18 protein-coding genes and 2 tRNA genes are annotated in these 19,498 nt (G+C 71.3%); 8 read left to right on the top strand and 12 right to left on the bottom strand.

Annotated elements, in window-relative coordinates:
- Nucleotides 1–141: 141 nt before the first annotated feature.
- Both leuD and leuC read right to left on the bottom strand, forming a co-directional pair.
- Entirely contained in the window at nucleotides 142–735 is a 594-nt protein-coding gene (gene leuD / locus FHX52_RS01050; protein WP_141819136.1) for a 3-isopropylmalate dehydratase small subunit, read from the bottom strand.
- A 3-nt stretch (nucleotides 736–738) separates the two neighbouring features.
- A complete protein-coding gene (gene leuC / locus FHX52_RS01045) occupies nucleotides 739–2,202 on the bottom strand; it encodes a 3-isopropylmalate dehydratase large subunit (RefSeq protein WP_141819134.1) in 1,464 nt (487 codons plus the stop codon).
- 177 nt (nucleotides 2,203–2,379) lie between these two features.
- On the opposite strand from leuC, the gene FHX52_RS01040 reads away from it, so the two are divergent.
- From FHX52_RS01040 to FHX52_RS01025, 4 genes are all read left to right on the top strand, one after another.
- Nucleotides 2,380–3,132: an IclR family transcriptional regulator gene (locus tag FHX52_RS01040; protein WP_020142814.1), complete on the top strand. Its 753-nt coding sequence runs from the start codon at nucleotides 2,380–2,382 to the stop codon at nucleotides 3,130–3,132.
- A gap of 236 nt (nucleotides 3,133–3,368) precedes the next feature.
- Entirely contained in the window at nucleotides 3,369–4,349 is a 981-nt protein-coding gene (locus FHX52_RS01035) for a L,D-transpeptidase family protein (protein WP_246069554.1), read from the top strand.
- Nucleotides 4,350–4,464: 115 nt separating this feature from the next.
- Entirely contained in the window at nucleotides 4,465–5,472 is a 1,008-nt protein-coding gene (gene fgd / locus FHX52_RS01030) for a glucose-6-phosphate dehydrogenase (coenzyme-F420) (RefSeq protein ID WP_141819130.1), read from the top strand.
- 75 nt (nucleotides 5,473–5,547) lie between these two features.
- On the top strand, nucleotides 5,548–5,889 hold the full coding sequence (locus FHX52_RS01025; protein WP_141819128.1) for a DUF3072 domain-containing protein: 342 nt from the start codon (nucleotides 5,548–5,550) through the stop codon (nucleotides 5,887–5,889).
- Here the strand turns inward: FHX52_RS01025 and FHX52_RS01020 are convergent.
- Entirely contained in the window at nucleotides 5,886–6,446 is a 561-nt protein-coding gene (locus tag FHX52_RS01020; RefSeq protein ID WP_246069553.1) for a DUF4188 domain-containing protein, read from the bottom strand. The two genes, FHX52_RS01025 and FHX52_RS01020, sit on opposite strands and share 4 nt — an antisense overlap.
- A 73-nt stretch (nucleotides 6,447–6,519) precedes the next feature.
- Between FHX52_RS01020 and FHX52_RS01015 the strand changes: the two genes are divergently transcribed.
- On the top strand, nucleotides 6,520–7,134 hold the full coding sequence (locus FHX52_RS01015; protein WP_185747026.1) for a MerR family transcriptional regulator: 615 nt from the start codon (nucleotides 6,520–6,522) through the stop codon (nucleotides 7,132–7,134).
- A gap of 96 nt (nucleotides 7,135–7,230) precedes the next feature.
- A complete protein-coding gene (locus FHX52_RS01010) occupies nucleotides 7,231–9,396 on the top strand; it encodes a bifunctional lysylphosphatidylglycerol flippase/synthetase MprF (RefSeq protein ID WP_221630421.1) in 2,166 nt (721 codons plus the stop codon).
- Nucleotides 9,397–9,403: 7 nt separating this feature from the next.
- On the opposite strand, the gene FHX52_RS01005 is transcribed toward FHX52_RS01010, so the two are convergent.
- From FHX52_RS01005 to FHX52_RS00970, 8 genes are all read right to left on the bottom strand, one after another.
- Nucleotides 9,404–11,164 carry an alpha/beta hydrolase gene (locus tag FHX52_RS01005; RefSeq protein WP_141819120.1) on the bottom strand — a complete coding sequence of 587 codons (1,761 nt, stop codon included), beginning with the start codon at nucleotides 11,162–11,164 and terminating at the stop codon, nucleotides 9,404–9,406.
- 147 nt (nucleotides 11,165–11,311) lie between these two features.
- Nucleotides 11,312–11,387, bottom strand: a tRNA-Glu gene (locus FHX52_RS01000).
- 89 nt (nucleotides 11,388–11,476) lie between these two features.
- Nucleotides 11,477–11,548, bottom strand: a tRNA-Gln gene (locus FHX52_RS00995).
- Nucleotides 11,549–11,606: 58 nt separating this feature from the next.
- Nucleotides 11,607–12,419, bottom strand: a complete 813-nt coding sequence (locus FHX52_RS00990) for an HAD family hydrolase (protein WP_246069552.1) — start codon at nucleotides 12,417–12,419, stop codon at nucleotides 11,607–11,609.
- Entirely contained in the window at nucleotides 12,416–13,066 is a 651-nt protein-coding gene (locus tag FHX52_RS00985) for a GNAT family N-acetyltransferase (RefSeq protein ID WP_141819118.1), read from the bottom strand. Before FHX52_RS00985 ends, FHX52_RS00990 begins: the two co-directional genes overlap by 4 nt.
- Before the next feature lie 10 nt (nucleotides 13,067–13,076).
- The gene (gltX, locus tag FHX52_RS00980) at nucleotides 13,077–14,720 is read right to left on the bottom strand and encodes a glutamate--tRNA ligase (RefSeq protein WP_281287858.1); all 1,644 of its coding nucleotides are present in this window, start codon (nucleotides 14,718–14,720) and stop codon (nucleotides 13,077–13,079) included.
- Between the two features lie 33 nt (nucleotides 14,721–14,753).
- Nucleotides 14,754–15,533: a fumarylacetoacetate hydrolase family protein gene (locus tag FHX52_RS00975; protein ID WP_141819116.1), complete on the bottom strand. Its 780-nt coding sequence runs from the start codon at nucleotides 15,531–15,533 to the stop codon at nucleotides 14,754–14,756.
- A 54-nt stretch (nucleotides 15,534–15,587) separates the two neighbouring features.
- Complete coding sequence (locus FHX52_RS00970; RefSeq protein WP_141819114.1) at nucleotides 15,588–17,051, bottom strand: nitroreductase family protein; 1,464 nt, start codon at nucleotides 17,049–17,051, stop codon at nucleotides 15,588–15,590.
- Nucleotides 17,052–17,120: 69 nt separating this feature from the next.
- On the opposite strand from FHX52_RS00970, the gene FHX52_RS00965 reads away from it, so the two are divergent.
- A complete protein-coding gene (locus FHX52_RS00965) occupies nucleotides 17,121–18,002 on the top strand; it encodes a 3-methyladenine DNA glycosylase (protein ID WP_141819112.1) in 882 nt (293 codons plus the stop codon).
- Between the two features lie 115 nt (nucleotides 18,003–18,117).
- Here FHX52_RS00965 and FHX52_RS00960 read toward each other — a convergent pair whose 3' ends face one another.
- Nucleotides 18,118–18,801, bottom strand: coding sequence for a TetR/AcrR family transcriptional regulator (locus FHX52_RS00960; RefSeq protein ID WP_141819110.1), 684 nt, complete (start codon nucleotides 18,799–18,801; stop codon nucleotides 18,118–18,120).
- Between the two features lie 160 nt (nucleotides 18,802–18,961).
- Here FHX52_RS00960 and FHX52_RS00955 point away from each other — a divergent pair, with 160 nt between their 5' ends.
- Nucleotides 18,962–19,456 (top strand): DUF6326 family protein, encoded by a 495-nt coding sequence (locus FHX52_RS00955; protein WP_141819108.1) that lies wholly within the window; start codon nucleotides 18,962–18,964, stop codon nucleotides 19,454–19,456.
- The last annotated feature ends 42 nt before the right edge of the window (nucleotides 19,457–19,498 follow it).

The following is a 19,498-nucleotide window of genomic DNA, read 5'->3' as shown; positions in this document are numbered from 1 at the left end:
TGACGCCTTGAGAAGGCTCTCGGCCCGCCGCCGGCACTGGCGTCGGCGCAGAGTCGGGAGGACGCAGAAACGACGAATCCCACTGCGCAGCAGTGGGATTCGTCGTTCTTGAGTCAGGAGCGAGCTGTCCGGCAGGGCCCGTCAGGCGAGGGTGGTCACCGGTTTGTGAGCGGGCCGAGACGCCTCGAACTTCGTGACCTCGTCCTCGTGTCGGAGGGTCAGCCCGATGTCGTCCAGACCCTCGAGCAGACGCCAGCGGGTGTAGTCGTCGATCTCGAAGGGCGCCACGATCTCGCCGGCGTGGACGGTGCGCGAGACCAGGTCGACCGTGATCTCGGCTCCCGGGTTGTTCTCGAGGTACTTCCAGATCAGCTCCACGTCGTCCTGCGACACGATCGCGGTGAGCAGCCCCTGCTTGCCGCTGTTGCCACGGAAGATGTCGGCGAAACGCGAGCTGATGACGACCCGGAAGCCCCAGTTCATGAGGGCCCACACCGCGTGCTCGCGACTCGACCCCGTGCCGAAGTCGGGGCCCGCCACGAGGACCGAGCCGCCCGCATACACCGGGCTGTTGAGGACGAAGGACTCGTCCTTGCGCCAGGCCGCGAAGAGGCCGTCCTCGAAGCCGGTGCGTGTGACCCGCTTGAGGTACTCGGCCGGGATGATCTGGTCGGTGTCGACGTTGCTGCGCCGCAGTGGCACGCCGACACCCGTGTGGGTCGTGAATGCGTCCATGGCTCAGGCCTCTCCGGTGGTAGCGGTCGTTGCGGACGCCGCGGCCGTGGCGGACGCCAGCTCGCCGGCGGGGGTGTCGAGGTCGGACGGGCTCGAGAGCGTGCCGCGGATGGCTGTGGCCGCCGCGACGAGCGGGCTGACGAGATGGGTTCGACCGCCCTTGCCCTGCCGCCCCTCGAAGTTGCGGTTGGACGTCGACGCGCTGCGCTCACCCGGCGAGAGCGTGTCGGGGTTCATACCCAGGCACATCGAGCAGCCGGGCAGGCGCCACTCGGCGCCGGCCTCGGTGAAGACGGCGTCGAGGCCCTCGGCCTCGGCCTGCAGGCGCACCTTGGCCGAGCCGGGCACGACGAGCATCCGCACGCCGTCGGCGACCTGGTGGCCCTTGACGACGGCCGCGGCGGCGCGGAGGTCCTCGATGCGGCCGTTGGTGCACGATCCGACGAAGACGGTGTCGACCTTGATGTCGCGCAGCGGCGTGCCCGCCTCGAGCCCCATGTAGGCGAGGGCGTTGGCGGCAGCGACGCGGTCGCTCTCGTCGGCGAAGGACTCGGGGTCCGGCACCGAGTCCGAGAGCGGCAGGCCCTGGCCGGGGTTCGTGCCCCACGTGACGAAGGGCGTCAGCTCGGTGGCGTCGAGGTCGACCTCGGCGTCGAAGACGGCGTCGTCATCGCTGCGGAGCGCGGTCCAGTCTGCGACTGCGGCGTCCCAGTCGGCGCCCGTCGGAGCGTGCGGGCGGCCCTGGAGGTAGTCGAAGGTCGTCTGGTCGGGGGCGATCATGCCGGCGCGGGCGCCGGCCTCGATCGACATGTTGCAGACCGTCATGCGCGCCTCCATCGAGAGCGCCTCGATGGCCTCGCCGCGGTACTCGATGACATAGCCCTGACCGCCGCCGGTGCCGATCTTGGCGATGACGGCGAGCACGACGTCCTTGGCGGTCACCCCGTCGGGCAGGGCACCCCGGACGTTGACGGCCAGGGTGCGGAACGGCTTGAGCGGCAGTGTTTGCGTCGCGAGCACGTGCTCGACCTCGGAGGTGCCGATGCCGAAGGCGAGCGCTCCGAAGGCGCCGTGGGTCGAGGTGTGGCTGTCGCCGCAGACGACGGTCATGCCGGGCTGCGTCAGGCCCAGCTGCGGGCCGACGACGTGGACGATGCCCTGGTCGGCGTCACCCATCGGATAGAGGCGGACCCCGAACTCCTCGCAGTTGCGGCGCAGCGTCTCGACCTGGACCTTCGACACGGGGTCGGTGATCGGGCCGGGTGTCGTCGGGACGTTGTGGTCCTCGGTCGCGAGGGTCAGGTCGGGGCGGCGCACCGGCCGGCCGGCGAGACGCAGGCCGTCGAACGCCTGGGGACTGGTCACCTCATGGAGGAGGTGGAGGTCGATGTAGAGGAGATCGGGCTCCCCCTCGGCACGTCGCACGACGTGTGCGTCCCAGACCTTCTCGGCGAGTGTGCCTGCCATCTCCAACCTTCCGCTCGCGGGGGCTCATGCCCGCTCGTGCCGCTGTTGCTGCCGTCGTGACTCAGGGCGAGCGCGCGCCACCGAGGACCCGGTCGCGACGTCGCTCATCCGCCAGCGTGGACCCTTTGTGTACCCCATGGATTGACGTCTCAGTGCCTGAGACGTCAATATCAGTGCATGGACAACTCTTCAGGGGTCGGCGTACTCGACAAGGCAGCCACCGTGCTCGGGGCGCTGGAGGCCGGTCCGGCCACCCTCGCGCAGCTCGTCGGCGCCACGGGTCTGGCCCGTCCGACCGCCCACCGCCTCGCCGTCGCGCTCGAGCACCACCGCCTCGTGTCGCGCGACATGCAGGGTCGCTTCGTGCTCGGACCGCGCCTCGGCGAGCTGGCCTCCGCCGCAGGTGAGGACCGGCTGCTCGCGGCCGCCGGACCGGTGCTCGGGGCGCTGCGCGACCACACGAACGAGAGCGCGCAGCTCTTCCGTCGACAGGGCGACCAGCGCATCTGCGTCGCCGCTGCCGAGCGGCCCGTGGGCCTGCGCGACTCGATCCCGGTCGGGGCGACGCTCTCGATGCTCGCCGGCTCCGCCGCCCAGGTGCTGCTCGCCTGGGAGGAGCCCGACCGGCTCCACCGCGGTCTGCAGGGCGCCGCCTTCACGGCGACCGCTCTCTCCGGCGTCCGTCGCCGCGGCTGGGCCCAGAGCGTCGCCGAGCGCGAGGCCGGGGTGGCCTCGGTGTCCGCTCCCGTACGCGGCCCGTCGGGTCGCGTCGTCGCCGCCGTGTCGATCTCCGGCCCCATCGAGCGCCTCTCGCGTCAGCCCGGTCGGCTGCACGCCGCGACCGTCGTCGCCGGCGCCAACAAGCTGACCGAGGTGCTGCGCCGTCACCACGCGATGCAGCAGCAACAGCAGCAGCAGCACAACGCCTGACGCGCGGGCGGGGCCGGGTCGTGCCGCCCCGTCAAACGCCCGGTCCAACGCCACGCACAACGCCACGCTGCGCTCCAAGGCAACGGATCGGTCACGATCTGGACCCAGTGCGCCGGGGCGACAACCTGAGCGGCCTAGGTCGCGTCAGTCTGTTGAGCGTGCGGTCGACGGTGACCGTGCGCATGATGGGTGCCGGCAGCGGCGCCAGTGTCGACAGGGGAAAGACCATGCAGCAGGTGACCACGAGAGCCGGTGTCGCTCGCCGGCTCCTCGCCGTCGGCGCAGCGATCGCCGTCGCGCTGACCGCGACCGCGTGCACGCCCGACGCCGCCGTGACCGCGAGCCCGACGAAGGTCGCGCAGTCCTCGTCCGCGACCGCTCCCCCGTCGAGCGCCAACTCCCCCACCGAGTCCCCCACTGGGTCGCCTTCCGAGTCCCCCACCTCGACGGCCGTGCCGACGACGAGCGCGCAGCCGCTGACGCCCGAGCCCACGGTCACCGACAAGCCGACCCCGACGGCGAAGCCGACCCCGACGACCAAGCCGGCGCCACCGCCCGCCATCATCCTCGAGCAGGGCGACACCGGCCCCAAGGTCCGCGCCTTCCAGGCCCGCCTGCGCCAGATCGGCTGGTTCGCCGGCGACGTCTCCGACCGTTACGGCACCAAGACGGTCGCCGCGGTGCGCGGCTTCCAGGCGAAGCGGGGCTACCCCGTCACCGGGCAGGCCGACGAGCGCACCTACGACAAGCTCATCGCGATGACGCGCCGCCCGACCGCCGACGAGCTCGCCAACGTCAAGCCGAAGCCGCCGGAGGCCAAGCCCAAGCCCACGGCCGTCTCCTGGGACGTCGACGAGCGCTGCATGACCGGACGGGTCATGTGCATCAGCAAGTCGACCCGGCGCCTGACCTGGGTCGTCGACGGCGTGCCGCAGTACGGCTTCGACGTCCGCTTCGGCAGCGATGAGCTGCCGACCCGCGAGGGCGTCTTCTCGGTCTACCTCAAGAAGGTCGACGTCATCTCGAACCTCTACCACACGCCGATGCCCTACTCGATGTTCTTCTCCGGCGGCCAGGCCGTGCACTACTCGTCGAACTTCGCCCGTCTCGGCTACTCCGGCGCCTCGCACGGCTGCGTCAACGTGCGCAACAAGCCGCTGCTGATCCAGCTCTACAACGAGGTCCGCATCGGCGACAAGGTCGTCGTGCACTGGTGAGCCACTGACCGGAGCCCGCCGGACGGCATACCCCTGCCCCTGCCGCTGCCCTGACGACGCGCGACCGCGCGGACGTAGGCTGACCCGGACACCCCAGGTCACCACAGGAGGCACCGTGCTCAAGGTCGGTTGGAAGGCGTCAGCGGAGCAGTTCGGCCCCCGCGACCTCGTCACGTTTGCCGTGCAGGCCGAGGAGGTCGGGCTCGACTCGGTCTTCATCTCCGACCACTTCCAGCCGTGGCGGCACGAGGGCGGGCACGCTCCGTTCGCCATGGCGTGGCTCGCGGCCGCGGGTGAGCGCACCGAGCGGGTCGTGCTCGGAACGTCCGTGATGACGCCGACGTTCCGCTACAACCCCGCCGTCGTCGCCCAGGCGTTCGGCACCCTCGGCGCCCTCCACCCCGGACGTGTCGTCCTCGGCATCGGCACGGGTGAGGCGCTCAACGAGGTGGCCGTCGGTGCCGCGGGGTCGCCGTGGCCAGACTTCAAGGAGCGCTTCGCCCGCCTCCGTGAGGCCGTGACGCTCATGCGCCGGCTCTGGACCGAGGACCGCGTCGAGTTCGAGGGCGAGTTCTACCGCACCCACGGCGCCTCGGTCTACGACCGCCCGGAGCAGCCCGTGCCTGTCTACGTCGCTGCCGGCGGGCCGCTCGTCGCGAAGTATGCCGGCCGGTCGGGTGACGGGTTCATCTGCACCTCCGGCAAGGGCCGGGAGCTCTACGAGGACAAGCTGCTGCCCGCCGTCGACGAGGGTCTGGAGAAGTCGGGCCGCACCCGCGACGACATCGACCGGATGATCGAGATCAAGCTCTCCTACGACCGCGACCACGCTCACGCGCTGCACAACGTGCGCTTCTGGGCGCCGCTGTCGCTCAGTGCGGAGCAGAAGCACGGCGTCCACGACCCCATTGAGATGGAGCGCCTCGCCGACGAGCTCTCCGACGAGGACATCGCCAAGCGGTGGATCGTCACGAGCGACCCGGCGGAGGCGGTCGAAGCCGTGCGGCAGTACGTCGACTGGGGCTTCAACCACATCGTCTTCCACGCTCCCGGCCACGACCAGGGGCGCTTCCTCGAGCAGTTCTCGGCCGACGTCCTGCCGGGGCTGCGCGAGCTCGGCTGAGCCGCGGCCCCGCCGAGACGCCGCCCGCTCGAGCCCGTGTGGTGCAGGTGCGCTCGCTCTGGGTAGGAGAGCGTCATGAGCGAATCGAACACACCTTCGAACGAGCCCGAGGTCGACGTCATCGGAGGGGGTGCTCCCGCCGGCGGGAGCAGCACCATCAAGGACCCCGACGACTGGGTCACCGGCGACGAGGCGATGACCGGGGCGCAGCGCAGCTACCTCGAGACCCTGGCGCGAGAGGCCGGCGAGACCCTGCCCGCCGACCTCACCAAGGCCGAGGCCTCCGAGCACATCGACCGGCTCCAGGGCGTGACCGGCCGTGGCACCGACACCAACACTGACACCGGCAGCAACACCAACACCGGCACCGACGCCGCCACCAACACCGGCATCGAGGCGGTCGGCCCCTCGGCCTAACCTGCCGCGGCCAGCCGGGCGTGCCGGCGCCGACGCACGTCTGACGTAACACCGAAGGCCTTGCCGAGGCCGGTTGGGGGCATCGCGAGATAGAGACTCTCGTGGGCCCCCGCCGGCACGGCGAAGGTCTCGTGCCAGATGCCGACGGCGCCGCTCGCCCGCCTCGATCGCGCATAGAACTCGCGCATGGCCGGGTGGTGCTCGCGGGCACGATCGCTCGCGTACGCGTAGATGTCCTCGGCGCTGCGCCAGTACTGCACGAGGGTCGGGCCGCCGGCACCGATGAGGGTGCGCCCGTCGAGGAAGCCGAGGTCGGCGGCCTCGCCCCGCGCGTGGGCCGCTTTCGCGGCATACAGCTCGGTGAGCATGCGCGGCATGGCTCCGAAGACCGGCGCCCACAGGTCGGGGCGCCACGGCTGGTTGACGCGCATGCCGATGAGGAAGACGGCGAGCGCACCGTCGTGGTCGTGGCTCTGGCGCTGGAACGCCGCTGCGCTCGACGGCGTGCCCGACTGGGTGGGCGGGGCAGGCAAGGCGGACGGGATGGGTGCTGACACGCGAACCTCCGTGGATAGTGTTCCTATCCAATATTGGACAGCCATACTATCCAATGTCAACCCTGGAGGTGCCATGCGGATCTCGGAGCTCGCCGACGCGACGGGCGTCAGCATCCCCACCCTCAAGTACTACCTGCGCGAGGGTCTGCTCCACCCCGGCCGCTCGCAGGGGCCGACCCGCGCCGACTACGACGACGCGCACGTCGAGCGGGTCCGGCTCGTGCGCACCCTCATCGACGTCGGGAGGCTGTCGATCGACCGGGTGCGCGAGGTCGTGACCGCGCTCGACCTACCACCCGAGAGTCGCCACCTGCTCCTCGGCACCGCCCACGACGTGCTGCGCCAGCCCTCTGGCGGCCCGCCGCCCGATGGCGTGATCGCCCGCATCACCGCCCTCGGACTGCCGGACTGCGCGGGCTCACCTGCGAGCACCCAGCTGGCACAAGCCCTTTCGGCGGCCGAGCGAGCCGGCTGGCCGATCTCCGATGCCACGCTCACGAGCTGGTATGCCGCCATGACCCGCGTCGCCGACGCCGACGTCGTGCCCGAGCTGGCGGCGATGTCGCCGGCCGACGCCCTGCACCACGCGATCATCGGCAACGTGCTGACCGACCCCGTCGTCATCGCCCTGCGCCGCGTCGCGCAAGAGGCCCTCAGCGCCCAGCGGTTCGAGGCCCGCGACTCCTGAGCGGCCGGCCGTCCTGGCGACGGACCTTCTCCGGCGCTGCGACGGCGCTAGCATCCACCCCAGACGATGGGCTGCGCCGACGGCAAGGGGACCGATGTGACCAGCGACGTGACGAGCGACGACACCGACGAGGCGGTGGCCGCGCGCGCCGGACGGATCGCACGAGCCGTCCCCTTCACCATCGGGGTCGTCGCCCTGATGGTCGCGATCGGCATCGCCACGCAGACGCTGTGGGACCCGCTGGAGGACCGGTCGCTGCTCGGCACGGTCGCCTACGGGCTGCCGGCGTTCCAGGACGGCCGGTGGTGGACCCCGCTCACCGGCGCGTTCTTCGCGCTCACCCCCGCGCAGTACCTCCCGGTGGCTGCGGGCGCGGCCGTGCTCCTCGGCTGGTCCGAGTGGCGCCTCGGCACCCGCCGGGTCGCGGTCGCCGCAGTGTCGGCCCACCTCGTCGGGGTCCTCGGCGCGGCCTTCGTCCTGCTGCCGTTGTCGAGCACGAGCTGGGGTTGGGCGCAGCGCACCGCTGAAGCACTCGACACGGGGTTCAGTGCCGGCGCCCTCGGTGCCGTTGCTGCGGCCACCGTCACCCTGCGCCCGCCGTGGCGCGGGCGGCTCCGGCTGCTCCTTTCGCTCTACGTCGTGCTCTCCTTCCTCTACATCGGTGTGCTCTGGGACCTCGAGCACCTCCTCGCCGTCGGCTTCGGCCTCGCGCTCGGCCCCTTCCTCGTCGGCCGGCGGCCGGTGCTGACCGGTGCCCGCTTCTCGCGCCACGAGTGGCGCATGGTCGCCTTCACGGCCTTCCTCATCGCCGCGGCGGTGCGCCTGCTGCTCTACTTCGTGCCCTCGGACGGGCCCCTGGGAGCCACGACCTCGGACAGCAACGCCATCACCGTGCTCGTGGGTGCGGCCGTGTCGGTGCTCCTCGCCAACGGCCTGCGACGAGGATCACGGCGGGCGTGGTACCTCGCGGGTGCCCTCTCGACACTGTCGCTGCTCGCCGCCGTCGTCGTGCTCTGGGTCGAGATCGCGGCTCCCGACCAGCTGGGATCCGGCGGCACCGTCGTCGTCTCGTCGGTGCCCGAGCTCGTCGTCGACATCGTGCTGTGGGCGCTCCAGATCCTCGTGCTCGTCCTCGGGCGGGCCGCGTTCCGCGCGCGCACGAGCCGACGCGGCCGCCGCGCGGTGCTGGCCGAGATGAACGACCGCGACACCGCCATCGCACTGCTGAAGACCCACGGCGGCACGACGATGTCGTGGATGGGCACGTGGGAGGCCAACCGCTGGTTCGTGCGGCGCGACGCATCAGGCGAACCGCTCGGCTACGTCGCCTTCCAGGTGCACCGTGGCGTCGCGATCGCCCTCGGAGACGCCGTCGCGGCCGACGAGGCGGGCCGCTCGGCGGTGCTCGACGCGTTCGTCGAGGCACAGGAGGCGCAGGGACTCGTCGTCTGCTTCTTCAGCGTCACGGGCGAGGTGGAGCGCTGGGGTGGTGCCCGCGGCTATCGGGACCTCGTCGTGGCGGAGGAGGCGATCATCGACCTGCCGACGCTCGAGTTCAAGGGCAAGCAGTGGCAGAGCGTGCGCACGGCCCTCAACCGCGCGGGCAAGGAGGGCATCACCTACCGCGAGGGCCGCCTCGCCGACATGCCGCGCGGCATCCTCACCCAGGTGCGCGCCATCTCCGAGCTCTGGGTCGGCGACAAGGGGCTGCCCGAGATGGCCTTCACGCTCGGCGGGGTCGACGAGGCCCTCGACCCCGACACCGTGGTCGGGCTCGCGATCGACGCGGACGCCACGGTGCACGGCGTGACCTCCTGGCTGCCGGTGTATGCCGCAGGCGGACGTCCGCACGGCTGGACCCTCGACGTCATGCGGCGCCTGCCCGACGGCTTCCGGCCGGTCACGGAGTTCCTCATCGCGAGCGCCTGCCTCTCCTTCAAGGAGCAGGGCGCCGACCTCGTGTCGCTGTCGGGTGCGCCGCTGGCCCACGCCGGCGGCGACACCGCCGACAGCGAGCCGCTCGACCGCCTCCTCGGCGCGCTCGGCGAGGCCCTGGAGCCGCTCTACGGCTTCCGCTCCCTCGAGAGCTTCAAGCAGAAGTTCTCGCCGCGGGGCGAGGCGGTCTACCTCGTCTTCCCGGACGAGGCGGCCCTGCCCCGCATCGGTCTCGCCCTCACCTCGGCCTACCTGCCGGGCGCGTCGATGCGCGACCTCGCGGCGGCCGGTCTCAAGACCATCCGCGAGGACGCGCCCTCGCACTGACGACCGGTCAGGTGTCCTTGTACGGACGGGCCTCGAGGATGGTGGCGAGCTGCTGCGTCTTCTCCGGGGTCCAGTTGGGGGGGTTGGTCACCCCGACCCACCCCTCGAGGTTCGCCTTGGCCGAGTAGAGGTGGCCGTAGCCCATCGGGATGCTGCCCGCTCCGGGCAGGTCGAGCAGCACCTGCCACATCGTGACGACCGGGAACCACCCCATCCGGGGCGACACGTCCGGACCGCGCTGGCCGTCCTCGAGCCACTCGGGCGGGGTGAAGGCCAGGCTCTGGTTGAAGAAGACGATGGGGTCGCTGGCGTGCTGGAGGTAGACGAGGCGCGTCGGCCCCCAGGGCCCGGTCGTGCGGTCCAGACCGTTCTGCTCGGCGGTGAAGCGCACCGTGCGGCCCTGCTCGTAGATCGGGAGCCACGCCGGGCTGCCCGCATCGCGATCGGCCGTCAGCGTGGCGTGCAGCGGGTTGACGAAGGGCGGGCCCACCATGAAGGCGCCGTCGATCGGCTCGTTGATGATGTTGATCTGCGACAGGATGCTCTCGACGCCGAAGGAGCCGAGCGACAGGCCGTAGAGATAGAGCTTGGGACGGCTCGCCTCCGGCAGCGTCGACCAGTACTGGTGGACGGTGTCGAAGGTGACCCGTGACGTCTCCTTGACGGCCTCCTGGTCGGCGAGCAGCGAGATCCAGCTCGGCAGGTAGGAGTACTGCACACCCGCGATCGCCGTGTCACCGTTCCAGGCGAACTCGAGCGGGTCGACGCCGTTCTGGTCGAGGAAGCCGGTGCCGGTGGTCGTGGCCACGACGAGCACCTTGCGGTCGAAGGCGCCCGTGCGCTTCAGCTCCTCGAGGAGCAGGTTCGCGCGTCCCTGCGCCGTGTCCGCGCCCTGCAGACCGACATAGACCCGGATCGGCTCCTTGGCCCCTCCCCCGTTGGCGGCGTCGAGCTCGGCCACGGTCGGGCCGCCACCGACGAAGTAGCGGCCCTGCCGACCGAGCACGTCCCAGGCGGAGAGCGACTGCGGGCTGCCGGAGCGCTCCGGGGTCTGCGGCTGGCGCATGTCGTCGGCGATGAGGGTGTCACGGGTGGAGAAGATGTTGTTCGCGGTGGCGAAGAAGCCGTTGACGAGGACGCCGCTGAACAGGGCCCAGGCGAGCACGAGCAGCGCGACGGAGCCGAGGAGCACGGCCACGCGTCGCGGGAGCGCCCGGTCGAGCCAGCGCACGACCGTGGTGAAGAGCAGGCGCAGGCTCCGGCCGATGACGAGCAGCAGGGCCGCGACGACGACTGTCAGCAGGAGGATCGTCGGCCAGATCGTCGGCGACGTCGGCTCCATGCCGTAGAGGCTGCGCAGCTCGTTCTGCCAGCCCACCATGCGCCACCCGGTGAAGACCGCCGCCCAGATGCCGAGCCCCACGGCGACCCAGACGAGGACGGTGCGGAACCGCCCCCGGGGCTTCGGGATGCCGAGGTACTCCCAGATCGCCTGGCAGGCGGCTCCGAAGGCGTAGCCGATGATGACGGTGACGCCGGAGACGACGCCCTGCACCATGCCGGAGCGGGGCAGCAGCGAGGGCACGAGCGACAGTGCGAAGAACCAGGCAGCCATCGTGAGCCCGGTGCCCGAGAAGGACGGCTCGAACACCCGGACGGGGTGACCGAGCATGGGGCGCCAGCCACGCCAGGCGGGCTTGCCGCTCTGAACCGGCTCGACGGGTTTCTCCTGCTCCGGGGTCTGCTCGGACTCCACCGCCACCGACATTCGACTTCCTTCGTTCCCCGAGCCCCACAGCCGGCCTCGTCGCGCCGAGCATAGGGCTGCCCGGTCACCGGCGTCACGGCATTCCGGGGAGTGTCCAGGGTGCACGGCAAAGGCCCGGATCCTCAAGAGGATCCGGGCCTTGCGACGTGGTAGCCCCGACGGGATTCGAACCCGCGCTACCGCCTTGAGAGGGCGGCGTGCTAGGCCGCTACACAACGGGGCCACGCGCGAACCGAGCGGACTCGGCACGAGAAGGAACCATACCGTGAAGGCATCGTTTCTTCGAATCGGCCCAACGACGTTGAACCAAAGCTGGGGTACCAGGACTCGAACCTAGAATGACGGAACCAGAAACCGTAGTGTTGCCAATTACACCATACCCCAAGGGGTTTCACTCCGAGCGCGCCTCGCGGCCTTCTGCGTTGTGAACCGAAGAGGAATACTACCGGTCCCCGACCGCGCGCCCAAATCGGCTCGTGAGGACGGTCGTGACCTCGTCGAGGCCCCGCACCGAGGCCACCGGTTGCGCCGTGCCGGCCCCTGCGCGGTCGAGCCAGACCGCCCGCAGCCCGGCCGTGCGCGCACCCAGCACGTCCCACTCGAGGCTGTCGCCGAGGCAGACGACGACCCCGGGGTCGGCGCCGACCAGCCGGCACGCCTCGAGGTAGACGCGCGCGTCCGGCTTGCCGAAGCCGAGGGTGTCGGTGGTGACGACGACGTCGAAGCGGTCGACGAGACCGAGCGCCTCGAGCTTGACCCGGGTGGGCGCGTGCGCCGAGTTGGTCAGCAGGGCGACGGGCAGCCCCACCTGCTCGGCCGCCGCCAACAGGCCGGGCACGTCGGGGAAGAGCCGCTGGGCGCTCCGGAAGGCGGGGGCGTAGGCCTCCTCGTAGCGCTCGTGCGCCCCGTCGGGAAGGTCGAGCCCAAGCGCGCGGGCCACCTCACCCAGCCGGCCGGCTCGCATCGCGTCGAAGCCGACGTCGCCTGCGGCATACCTCCGGAACCACTGGGCGGGGTCGTCGTAGTAGCGCTGCGCGACGGCGCGGTGCTCGTCGTCCCGCCCGGGCCACACGGCCGCCGCGGCCACCGTGCCGGCCTCGACCATCGCCCCCTCGGTGTCGACGATCGTGTCGTCGACGTCGAGGAGGATGGCCTGCACGCCGTCGAGCTCGCGCTCGAGAGCCGTGCCACCGGTGCCGGCAGCGAGCCGCCGCGGTATGCCGTCCGACACGTCGCGCAGGTCGGGCGGGCTCACGCGTCGCCCGCCCCACCGAAGAGGGCCAGGGTCGCCGGGTCGACACCCTCGACGACGATCTCGTCTGCCAGGCCCGACGCCTGCCAGGCGTCTCGGTCGAGACGGACGTGGCGCAGGGTCTGGCCCGAGTGCTCGAGGACGGAGACGTGCGTCTCGCGGTAGCCCAGGGACCGCGAGACGCCGAGCGACGAGACGTTGTCGATGACGGCCGAGCTGATGGCGGTGCGCGCTCCGAGCGACCCGAAGGCGAGGGCGAGCACGGCGGCACGCATCTGCTTGCCCCACCCCCTGCCGCGGGAGTCCGTGGTGAGCCACGACCACGAGTCGACGGTGCGGTCGGAGGTCCAGTCCGGACCCTCGAGCGCCTGCATGCCGACGAGCTCCCCGTCGTGACGCACGGCGAACGGCACGACCCAGTCGTGCGTCGACCACGTGCCCATGGCACGCCAGTAGCTCTGGGCGAGGATGGCGCGGTGGTTGGCGCGGTCGTCGAGTCCGGCGTAGCGCGTCGCCGCCGGGTCGGTCTCGAGGTCGGACGGCAGGATCGTGCACAGCTGCGGCAGCTCGGCCTCGGTCGTCGGCCGCAGCTCGAGATCGGCTGTCGTCAGACGAAGCCCGTGCAACGGCCACACGTCGACGAGGCGCATCGGGGACCTGTCAGAGGGAGTCGCGCAACGACCGGAGCCGCGCGAGCGTCGAGGTCTTGCCGAGGATCTCCATCGACTCGAAGAGGGGCGGCGAGATGCGCGCCCCGGACACCGCGGTGCGCAGCGGGCCGAAGGCGAAGCGCGGCTTGATGCCGAGCCCGTCGACGATCGCCTCGCGCAGCGCGGCCTCGATGGCGGCGGCGTTCCAGGCGCTGCCCGTGCCGAGCACCCCCGACCCGTGGTCGTCGATGTCGCCGAGCACCCGCAGCGCCGCGTCGAGCACGTCGCCGGAGTCCTCCTTGAGCTGGCCCCGCGCGTCGTCGTCGATGACGAGCTGGTCGTCGCTGATGAAGAACGGACGCACGAGGGCCGGCGCCTCGGTGAGCAGCACCATGCGGGTCTGGATGAGCTCGGCCACGGCCTTGAGCCGGGCCAGCTCGCCGAGCGACTGGGTCTCACCGAGCACCCCGTCCTCGATGAGGTAGGGCAGCAGGCGGCTCGCGAACTCCCCCACGTCGAGCGAGCGGATGTAGACGCCGTTGAGCCAGTCGAGCTTCTTGAGGTCGAAGATCGGCCCGATGGGGTTGACTTTCGCCCAGTCGAAGGTGCGGCTGAAGTCATCGAAGGAGAAGACCTCGACGTCGGCGCCCTCGGCGTCCTGCTGCGGCGGATAGGCAAGCAGCGCAAGGAAGTTCACGAGCGCCTCGGGAAGGTAGCCCCGCTCGCGGAACCACGTCAGGCGCGCGGCGGGGTTCTTGCGCTTGGAGATCTTGGACTTGTCGGTGTTGCGCAGGAGCGGCATGTGCGCGAACTTCGGCGCCTCGAGCCCGAGCCAGCGGTAGAGCAGCACGTGCTTCGGCGTCGAGCTGATCCACTCCTCGCCGCGCACGACGTGGGTGACCCCCATGAGGTGGTCGTCGACGACGACGGCGAGGTGGTAGGTCGGGAAGCCGTCGGCCTTGAGGATCACCTGGTCGTCGGGGCGCGGCGCCGAGACCTTGCCGCGGATGACGTCGTCGAACACGAGCGGCACGTCGTCGGGCACGAGCATGCGCACGACCGGCGTCTCGGTGAAGCCGGGCAGCGCGGCACGCTCCTCGCGCGTCTTGCCGACGCAGAGGCGGTCGTAGCCGGTCGGCTGCTTCGTCTTCTGCTGGACCTCGCGCATCTGGTCGAGGCGGTCGCGTGAGCACCAGCAGTAGTAGGCGTGGCCCGACTCGAGCAGCTGGTCGACGTAGGGCCGGTAGGTGTCGAGTCGCTCGGACTGGCGGTAGGGCGCAAAGGGCCCCCCGATGTCGGGCCCCTCGTCCCAGTGGAGGCCGAGCCACCCGAGCATGTCGTAGAGCTGCGCCTCGCTGTCGGCACGGAAGCGGGCGCGGTCGGTGTCCTCGACGCGGAGGATGAACTGGCCACCCTGCTGGCGCACGAAGGCGAGGTTGAAGAGCGACATGTAGGCCGTACCCACGTGCGGGTCGCCGGTGGGCGACGGCGCGACGCGGACCCGAACGGGGCCTGACCCGTCCGAGGTCGAGACGCGGCGCCCCTGCGGCTGGCGCACATCGACCTGCTCGACGGCACTCGGGTCGAGCGCGCCGGCGGTGGCGCTGGTGACGGGAGAAGACGGCATACCGGTGCTGGGGGTGTTCTCGCTCATGGTGCGACCCAGCCTAGTGGGCGCCCGAAACGGTCAGCGACGCACGAAGGTGTTGGTCAGCGACCCGATGCCGGCGATCTCGACAGTGACCTGCTGGCCGGCCTCGACGAGGCCGACGCCGGCCGGAGTGCCGGTGAGGATGACGTCACCGGGCAGCAGCGTGAAGGCGGCGGAGGCGTGCTCGATGATCGCGCCGATGCCGTGGATCATGTCTGCGGTCGTGCCGTCCTGCCTCACCTCGCCGTCGAGCGTCGTCACGATGGCGAGATCGCTGGGGTCGAGCGCGGTCTCGATCCACGGCCCGAGCGGGCAGCTCGTGTCGAAGCCCTTGGCGCGGGCCCACTGGCCGTCGGTGCGCTGCCAGTCGCGGGCCGTCACGTCGTTGGCGATGGTGTAGCCGTAGATGCACTCGGCGGCGTTCTCGGCCTTGACGCCCTTGGTGATCGTCTTGATGACCACGGCGAGCTCACCCTCGTAGGAGATCTCGCTGCTGCCGGCCGGCAGCACGACGGGGTCGAAGGGGCCGACGACCGACGTGTTGGGCTTGAAGAACATCATCGGCTCAGCGGGCACCTCGCCGCCCATCTCCTTGACGTGGTCGGCGTAGTTCTTGCCGATGGCCACGACCTTGGAGCGCGGGATGACGGGCGCGAGCAGGCGCACGTCCTCGAGCAGCACGGGGTCTGCGCCGCTCGGCTGGAACCCGATGTAGAGCGGGTCGCCGGCCAGCGGGGTGATCACCTCGTTGCCGGGGTCGCCCTGGACGATGCCGTATGCCGGGTCGTCCCCGGTCGTGAACCTCGCGATACGCACGCGACCACCCTACGACCCGCCCGGCAGGGCCACGCGTCCAGCGTCGTCGCGCCGTCAGCGCGGCCAGACAATGGTGACGTCGGCCGGTGACCCCGGCGCACCGCTCGGGCGTGTTCGGTACTCCGGCACCCCGACGCACGTCCACAGCAACCCGGCCACGTCGCGGCCCAGCAGGTGGGCGAGGTCGGTGTCGCGGAAGGTCATGCCCGAGGCTGCCGCGCCCAACGCATACGCCATGAGGTGGAGCCGACCCTCGGCGAGCCCGGCGAGCAGCTGGGCCTCGCGGTAGCCGTGGTCGTCGAGCTCGTCGAGGGGGATGCCGCTCATGGCGACGAAGGAGGCGTCGCCGGCGAGTCCCTGTTCGAGGGCAGCCGTGAAGAGCTCGTCACGGACCGACTGCTCGGCGAGCGGGCGCACCGGCGACGAGAGGTCGGGCCAGAGGTGGATGCCCGTCGGCACGTCGTCGACGGCGCTGACGCCGACCCAGTGCGGCACGTCGATCCCCCGCAGCGACACGGCCATGGCGTCGACGAGGACCTCACGCGGGAGGGAGCGGTCCCGGTGGAGGCGGCGGATCGAGCCCTTGCTCGCGATGACTTCGTCCGTGCCCGCGCTCCCGGAGCTCGAGGTGAGCGCCACCGGGGCCCCGCGCTGGAGCTCCGGACCGAGCGTGCTCCGCTCCCCCGCACGCTGCGCCGCGGTCACGAGCGGGAACTCCACGCCGTCGGCGTCGTGGTGGCCCGGCATCGGGTCGCCGGTCGGGTGCACAGCCGGGCCGCCGGGGCCGAGCGCCACGAGCGCGACCGGGAACTCGTGCACCCGGTCCGCGCCCACGAGCGCCGCCACCTCCGCATCGGGGAACGCCGTGAAGAGCCGCGCCGTCAGCCCGCCGGAGTCGGCGAGGGCCAGGGTCTGCGCGAGCATCGTCCCCGCGTCCCAGTAGATGTGCCGGTAGCCCCGCTCGCGGTAGCGCCACCCCGTGCGCCACGGCACCCCGGTGACGACGAGCGTCACCGCCTCGCCCGACGGCGGCGGGCCGAGGACGACGAGGGCGTGGGCCTCGGGGTCGTACCAGTGCAGGCCCGGCTCGAGGCCGTCGACGCCGGACCCGCGTGGCACCGCGACGTAGAGCTCGAGCGGGAAGCGCGCGCCGGCCGAGCCTGCGGCCCGGAAGAGCATGACGCCGCCGTCCGGCCGCTGCGTGCGCCGCGTGACTCCGGCCGAGAGGTGGAGCAGTCGGGAGAGGCCGGAGAGGTCGAGGCGTGTCGGCGGGACGTCCGCGGTGCCGGCGAGCACGGCGCTGGCCGGCGCCGACGAGGCGGACAGCTCCGGCGGCAGGAGGATGCGGCGCAGGTCGTCGTCGTAGCGCTTGTAGGGCTGCGGCCGTCGTGTCACGTCGTTGGGCACGAGGTCCTGCACGAGCCGGTCGTCGTCGGCGACCTCGGTCCACTCGCGGTCCGGGGTGTAGCAGGTCAGACGGTGCAGCAGGTGTGTGGGCCGCTCGGCGTCCGGTGCCATGAGGCCATCCTGCCCCGCCCGACCCGTGCACGGTGGGGATCGCCGGCAGCGGTCACCTACCCTCGTGGGGTGCAGGTCCTGGACGAGCCGGAGTGGCGGGAGCGGGCGGCGGCGCACGAGGCGCGCGTCGACTCCGCCACCGCCGCACACGTCGCGCGCCGGCGCGAGCACCGCGCCCACCCCGTCGAGGACTTCCTCTTCACCTACTACTCCTTCAAGCCTGCGCAGCTACGGCGGTGGCACCCGGGCGCCGGCGTGGGTCTCGCCGGAGCAGGTGGCGCGCCGCACCGCGACTGGCGCTTCTACGCGGTCAACGGCGACGTCGTCCGCGTCGACCGCGAGGCGTTCGCAGCGGCACGCGGCGACACCCTGCGCTTCGTGCGCGACCTGCTCGTCCGGACAGCGGGGCGACCCGGTCGCTTCGGCTGCTTCGGGCTGCACGAGTGGGCGATGGTCTATCGCCAGGGCCCCGCCGACGTGCGCCACTCGGCGTGGCCGCTGCGCCTCGGGCCCTCCGGCACCGATGCCGTGGTCGAGAGCCACCAGCTGGCCTGCTCGCACTTCGACGCCTACCGCTTCTTCACGCCGGCGGCAGCGCCCCTCAACGCGATGACGCCGACCCGTGAGAGCCAGCCGTCGCTCGAGCAGCCCGGGTGCCTGCACGCGGGGATGGACCTCTACAAGTGGGCACACAAGCTCGTGCCCGTCGTGCCGAGCGACCTCGTCATGGACTGCTTCGAGCTCGCCCGCGACATCCGCTCGCTCGACATGCGGGCCGCGCCCTACGACCTGCGCGAGCTCGGTTATGAGCCGGTGCGCATCGAGACGCCCGAGGGCAAGGCGCAGTATGCCGCCGAGCAGCGTGGGTTCTCTGCCCGCGGCCAGGCGCTGCGGGAGCGTCTGGTCACTGCCTGCGACAGCGTGGTGCGGAGCGTCCCCGAGTCCACCTGATCGCGCGGCCGGGTGAGCGCCTCGGATGAGAAAGAAGGTCCCGCACCGCGACCGAGGCGGGGTGCAGTGCTCCGTGATCCGAGCTGTGGCGCGGCCGGGCCGCCCCGACGGTCCGTCACCGTTGCTGCTCCGAGGCTCTCATGGGCTCGAGGGCGGCCAGGATGAGGTCGAGGCCGAAGAGGAACTCCTCTGCCGGGTCGTAGTCGGAGGCGACGAGCGCCGCCGCGGACTCGTTGAGGAAGGGGAACTGGTCCTGAGGAAGCTGCGGCAGGTAGACCTCCTCCGTCAGGTCCGCGAGCTCGCCGGCGGTGTCGAACGGCAGGCTGGCCGCCTGCAGCGCGAAGCCGTAGACGTAGCTGTCGAGCAACCAGTTGGCGTGCGTCGCCATGAGGACCGGGAAGCCGGCCCTCCGCAGGCAGGCGGTGACCGCTTCGTGGTGGCGCAGGTTCGCGGGCCCCGGCGACGTCCGCGACTCCAGCAGGCCGATTGCCCAGGGGTGGCGTGCGAGAACCTGTCGCGTCGAGACCGCTCGCCGCCGCATCTCCGACTGCCAGTCGGTCTCCGCGGTCGGGAGCTCGATCTCCTCGAACACGACGTCGACCATGGCGTCCAGCAGCTCCTCCTTGCTCGCCACGTAGTGGTAGAGCGACATCGCGCCCGCGCCGAGCACGCCCGCCAGCCGGCGCATGCTCAGCCCGGCGACGCCCTCGCGGTCGGCGAGTCGAACCGCCTCGAGGACGACCCGCTGCTTGCTCAGCCCCGCGTCCGACACGACCTGGCGTTGGCCTTTGTCAGGCACGGGTCTCCTCACTTCGTCGAATGGCTTGACAACCGTACACCGTACGGTCACAGTACAGCGTACGACGTACAGCGTACGAAACCGTGAGAGCCCATCGCGCACGCGAGGAGGCGTCCGCGGGACCGATCACCGGTCGAGTACCGGAGCGAAGGAAGAACCGATGACCATCCGAACGACACACCCGACCCCGCTCGAGAACCCGCCGATCCCCGTGCAGGCCAAGCTTGCCGCGGCCTGGACCAGCTTCATGTTCCTCGTCATCTACATCGACTACTTCCACCTCTACCAACCTGGCGAGATCGACGTGATCCGCGGCGGCGACATCTTCGTGTTCGAGATCAGCGGGACACTGATGACCACGTTCTTCGCGCTCATCGCGATCCCGACCCTGATGGTGCTGCTCTCCATGACGCTGCCCGCCCGGGCGAACCGCACGACGAACCTCGTCGTCGCACTGCTCTTCATCCCCATCTGCGCGTTCAACGCGGCAGGGGCGTCCTCCGACTGGGCCCCCTACTACGCCGTCACCATCGGAGTCGAGGTGCTCATCCTGGCCTTCATCCTGCGCTCCGCCTGGACCTGGCCCCGCACTATCGCACGGTCGGTGGCAGACCTCGTCGAACCCGACCGGTCGCAGGTCCAGACGGGGCGGTAGGCCGCCGAGCTTCGATCGAACCGACGGCCTGACCACTCACGC

The organism is Humibacillus xanthopallidus (assembly GCF_006717145.1).
In the GTDB taxonomy this organism is placed as follows: domain Bacteria; phylum Actinomycetota; class Actinomycetes; order Actinomycetales; family Dermatophilaceae; genus Humibacillus; species Humibacillus xanthopallidus.
This window is presented reverse-complemented; position numbering and strand designations above follow the sequence as displayed.

What these genes read in the sequence shown, in the direction of transcription:
- leuD (WP_141819136.1), bottom strand. Translation starts at nt 735, where the DNA reads ATGGACGCATTCACGACCCACACGGGTGTCGGCGTGCCACTGCGGCGC.
- leuC (WP_141819134.1), bottom strand. Translation starts at nt 2,202, where the DNA reads ATGGCAGGCACACTCGCCGAGAAGGTCTGGGACGCACACGTCGTGCGA.
- FHX52_RS01040 (WP_020142814.1), top strand. Translation starts at nt 2,380, where the DNA reads ATGGACAACTCTTCAGGGGTCGGCGTACTCGACAAGGCAGCCACCGTG.
- FHX52_RS01025 (WP_141819128.1), top strand. Translation starts at nt 5,548, where the DNA reads ATGAGCGAATCGAACACACCTTCGAACGAGCCCGAGGTCGACGTCATC.
- FHX52_RS01015 (WP_185747026.1), top strand. Translation starts at nt 6,520, where the DNA reads ATGCGGATCTCGGAGCTCGCCGACGCGACGGGCGTCAGCATCCCCACC.
- FHX52_RS01005 (WP_141819120.1), bottom strand. Translation starts at nt 11,164, where the DNA reads ATGTCGGTGGCGGTGGAGTCCGAGCAGACCCCGGAGCAGGAGAAACCC.
- FHX52_RS00985 (WP_141819118.1), bottom strand. Translation starts at nt 13,066, where the DNA reads ATGCGCCTCGTCGACGTGTGGCCGTTGCACGGGCTTCGTCTGACGACA.
- gltX (WP_281287858.1), bottom strand. Translation starts at nt 14,720, where the DNA reads ATGAGCGAGAACACCCCCAGCACCGGTATGCCGTCTTCTCCCGTCACC.
- FHX52_RS00970 (WP_141819114.1), bottom strand. Translation starts at nt 17,051, where the DNA reads ATGGCACCGGACGCCGAGCGGCCCACACACCTGCTGCACCGTCTGACC.
- FHX52_RS00955 (WP_141819108.1), top strand. Translation starts at nt 18,962, where the DNA reads ATGACCATCCGAACGACACACCCGACCCCGCTCGAGAACCCGCCGATC.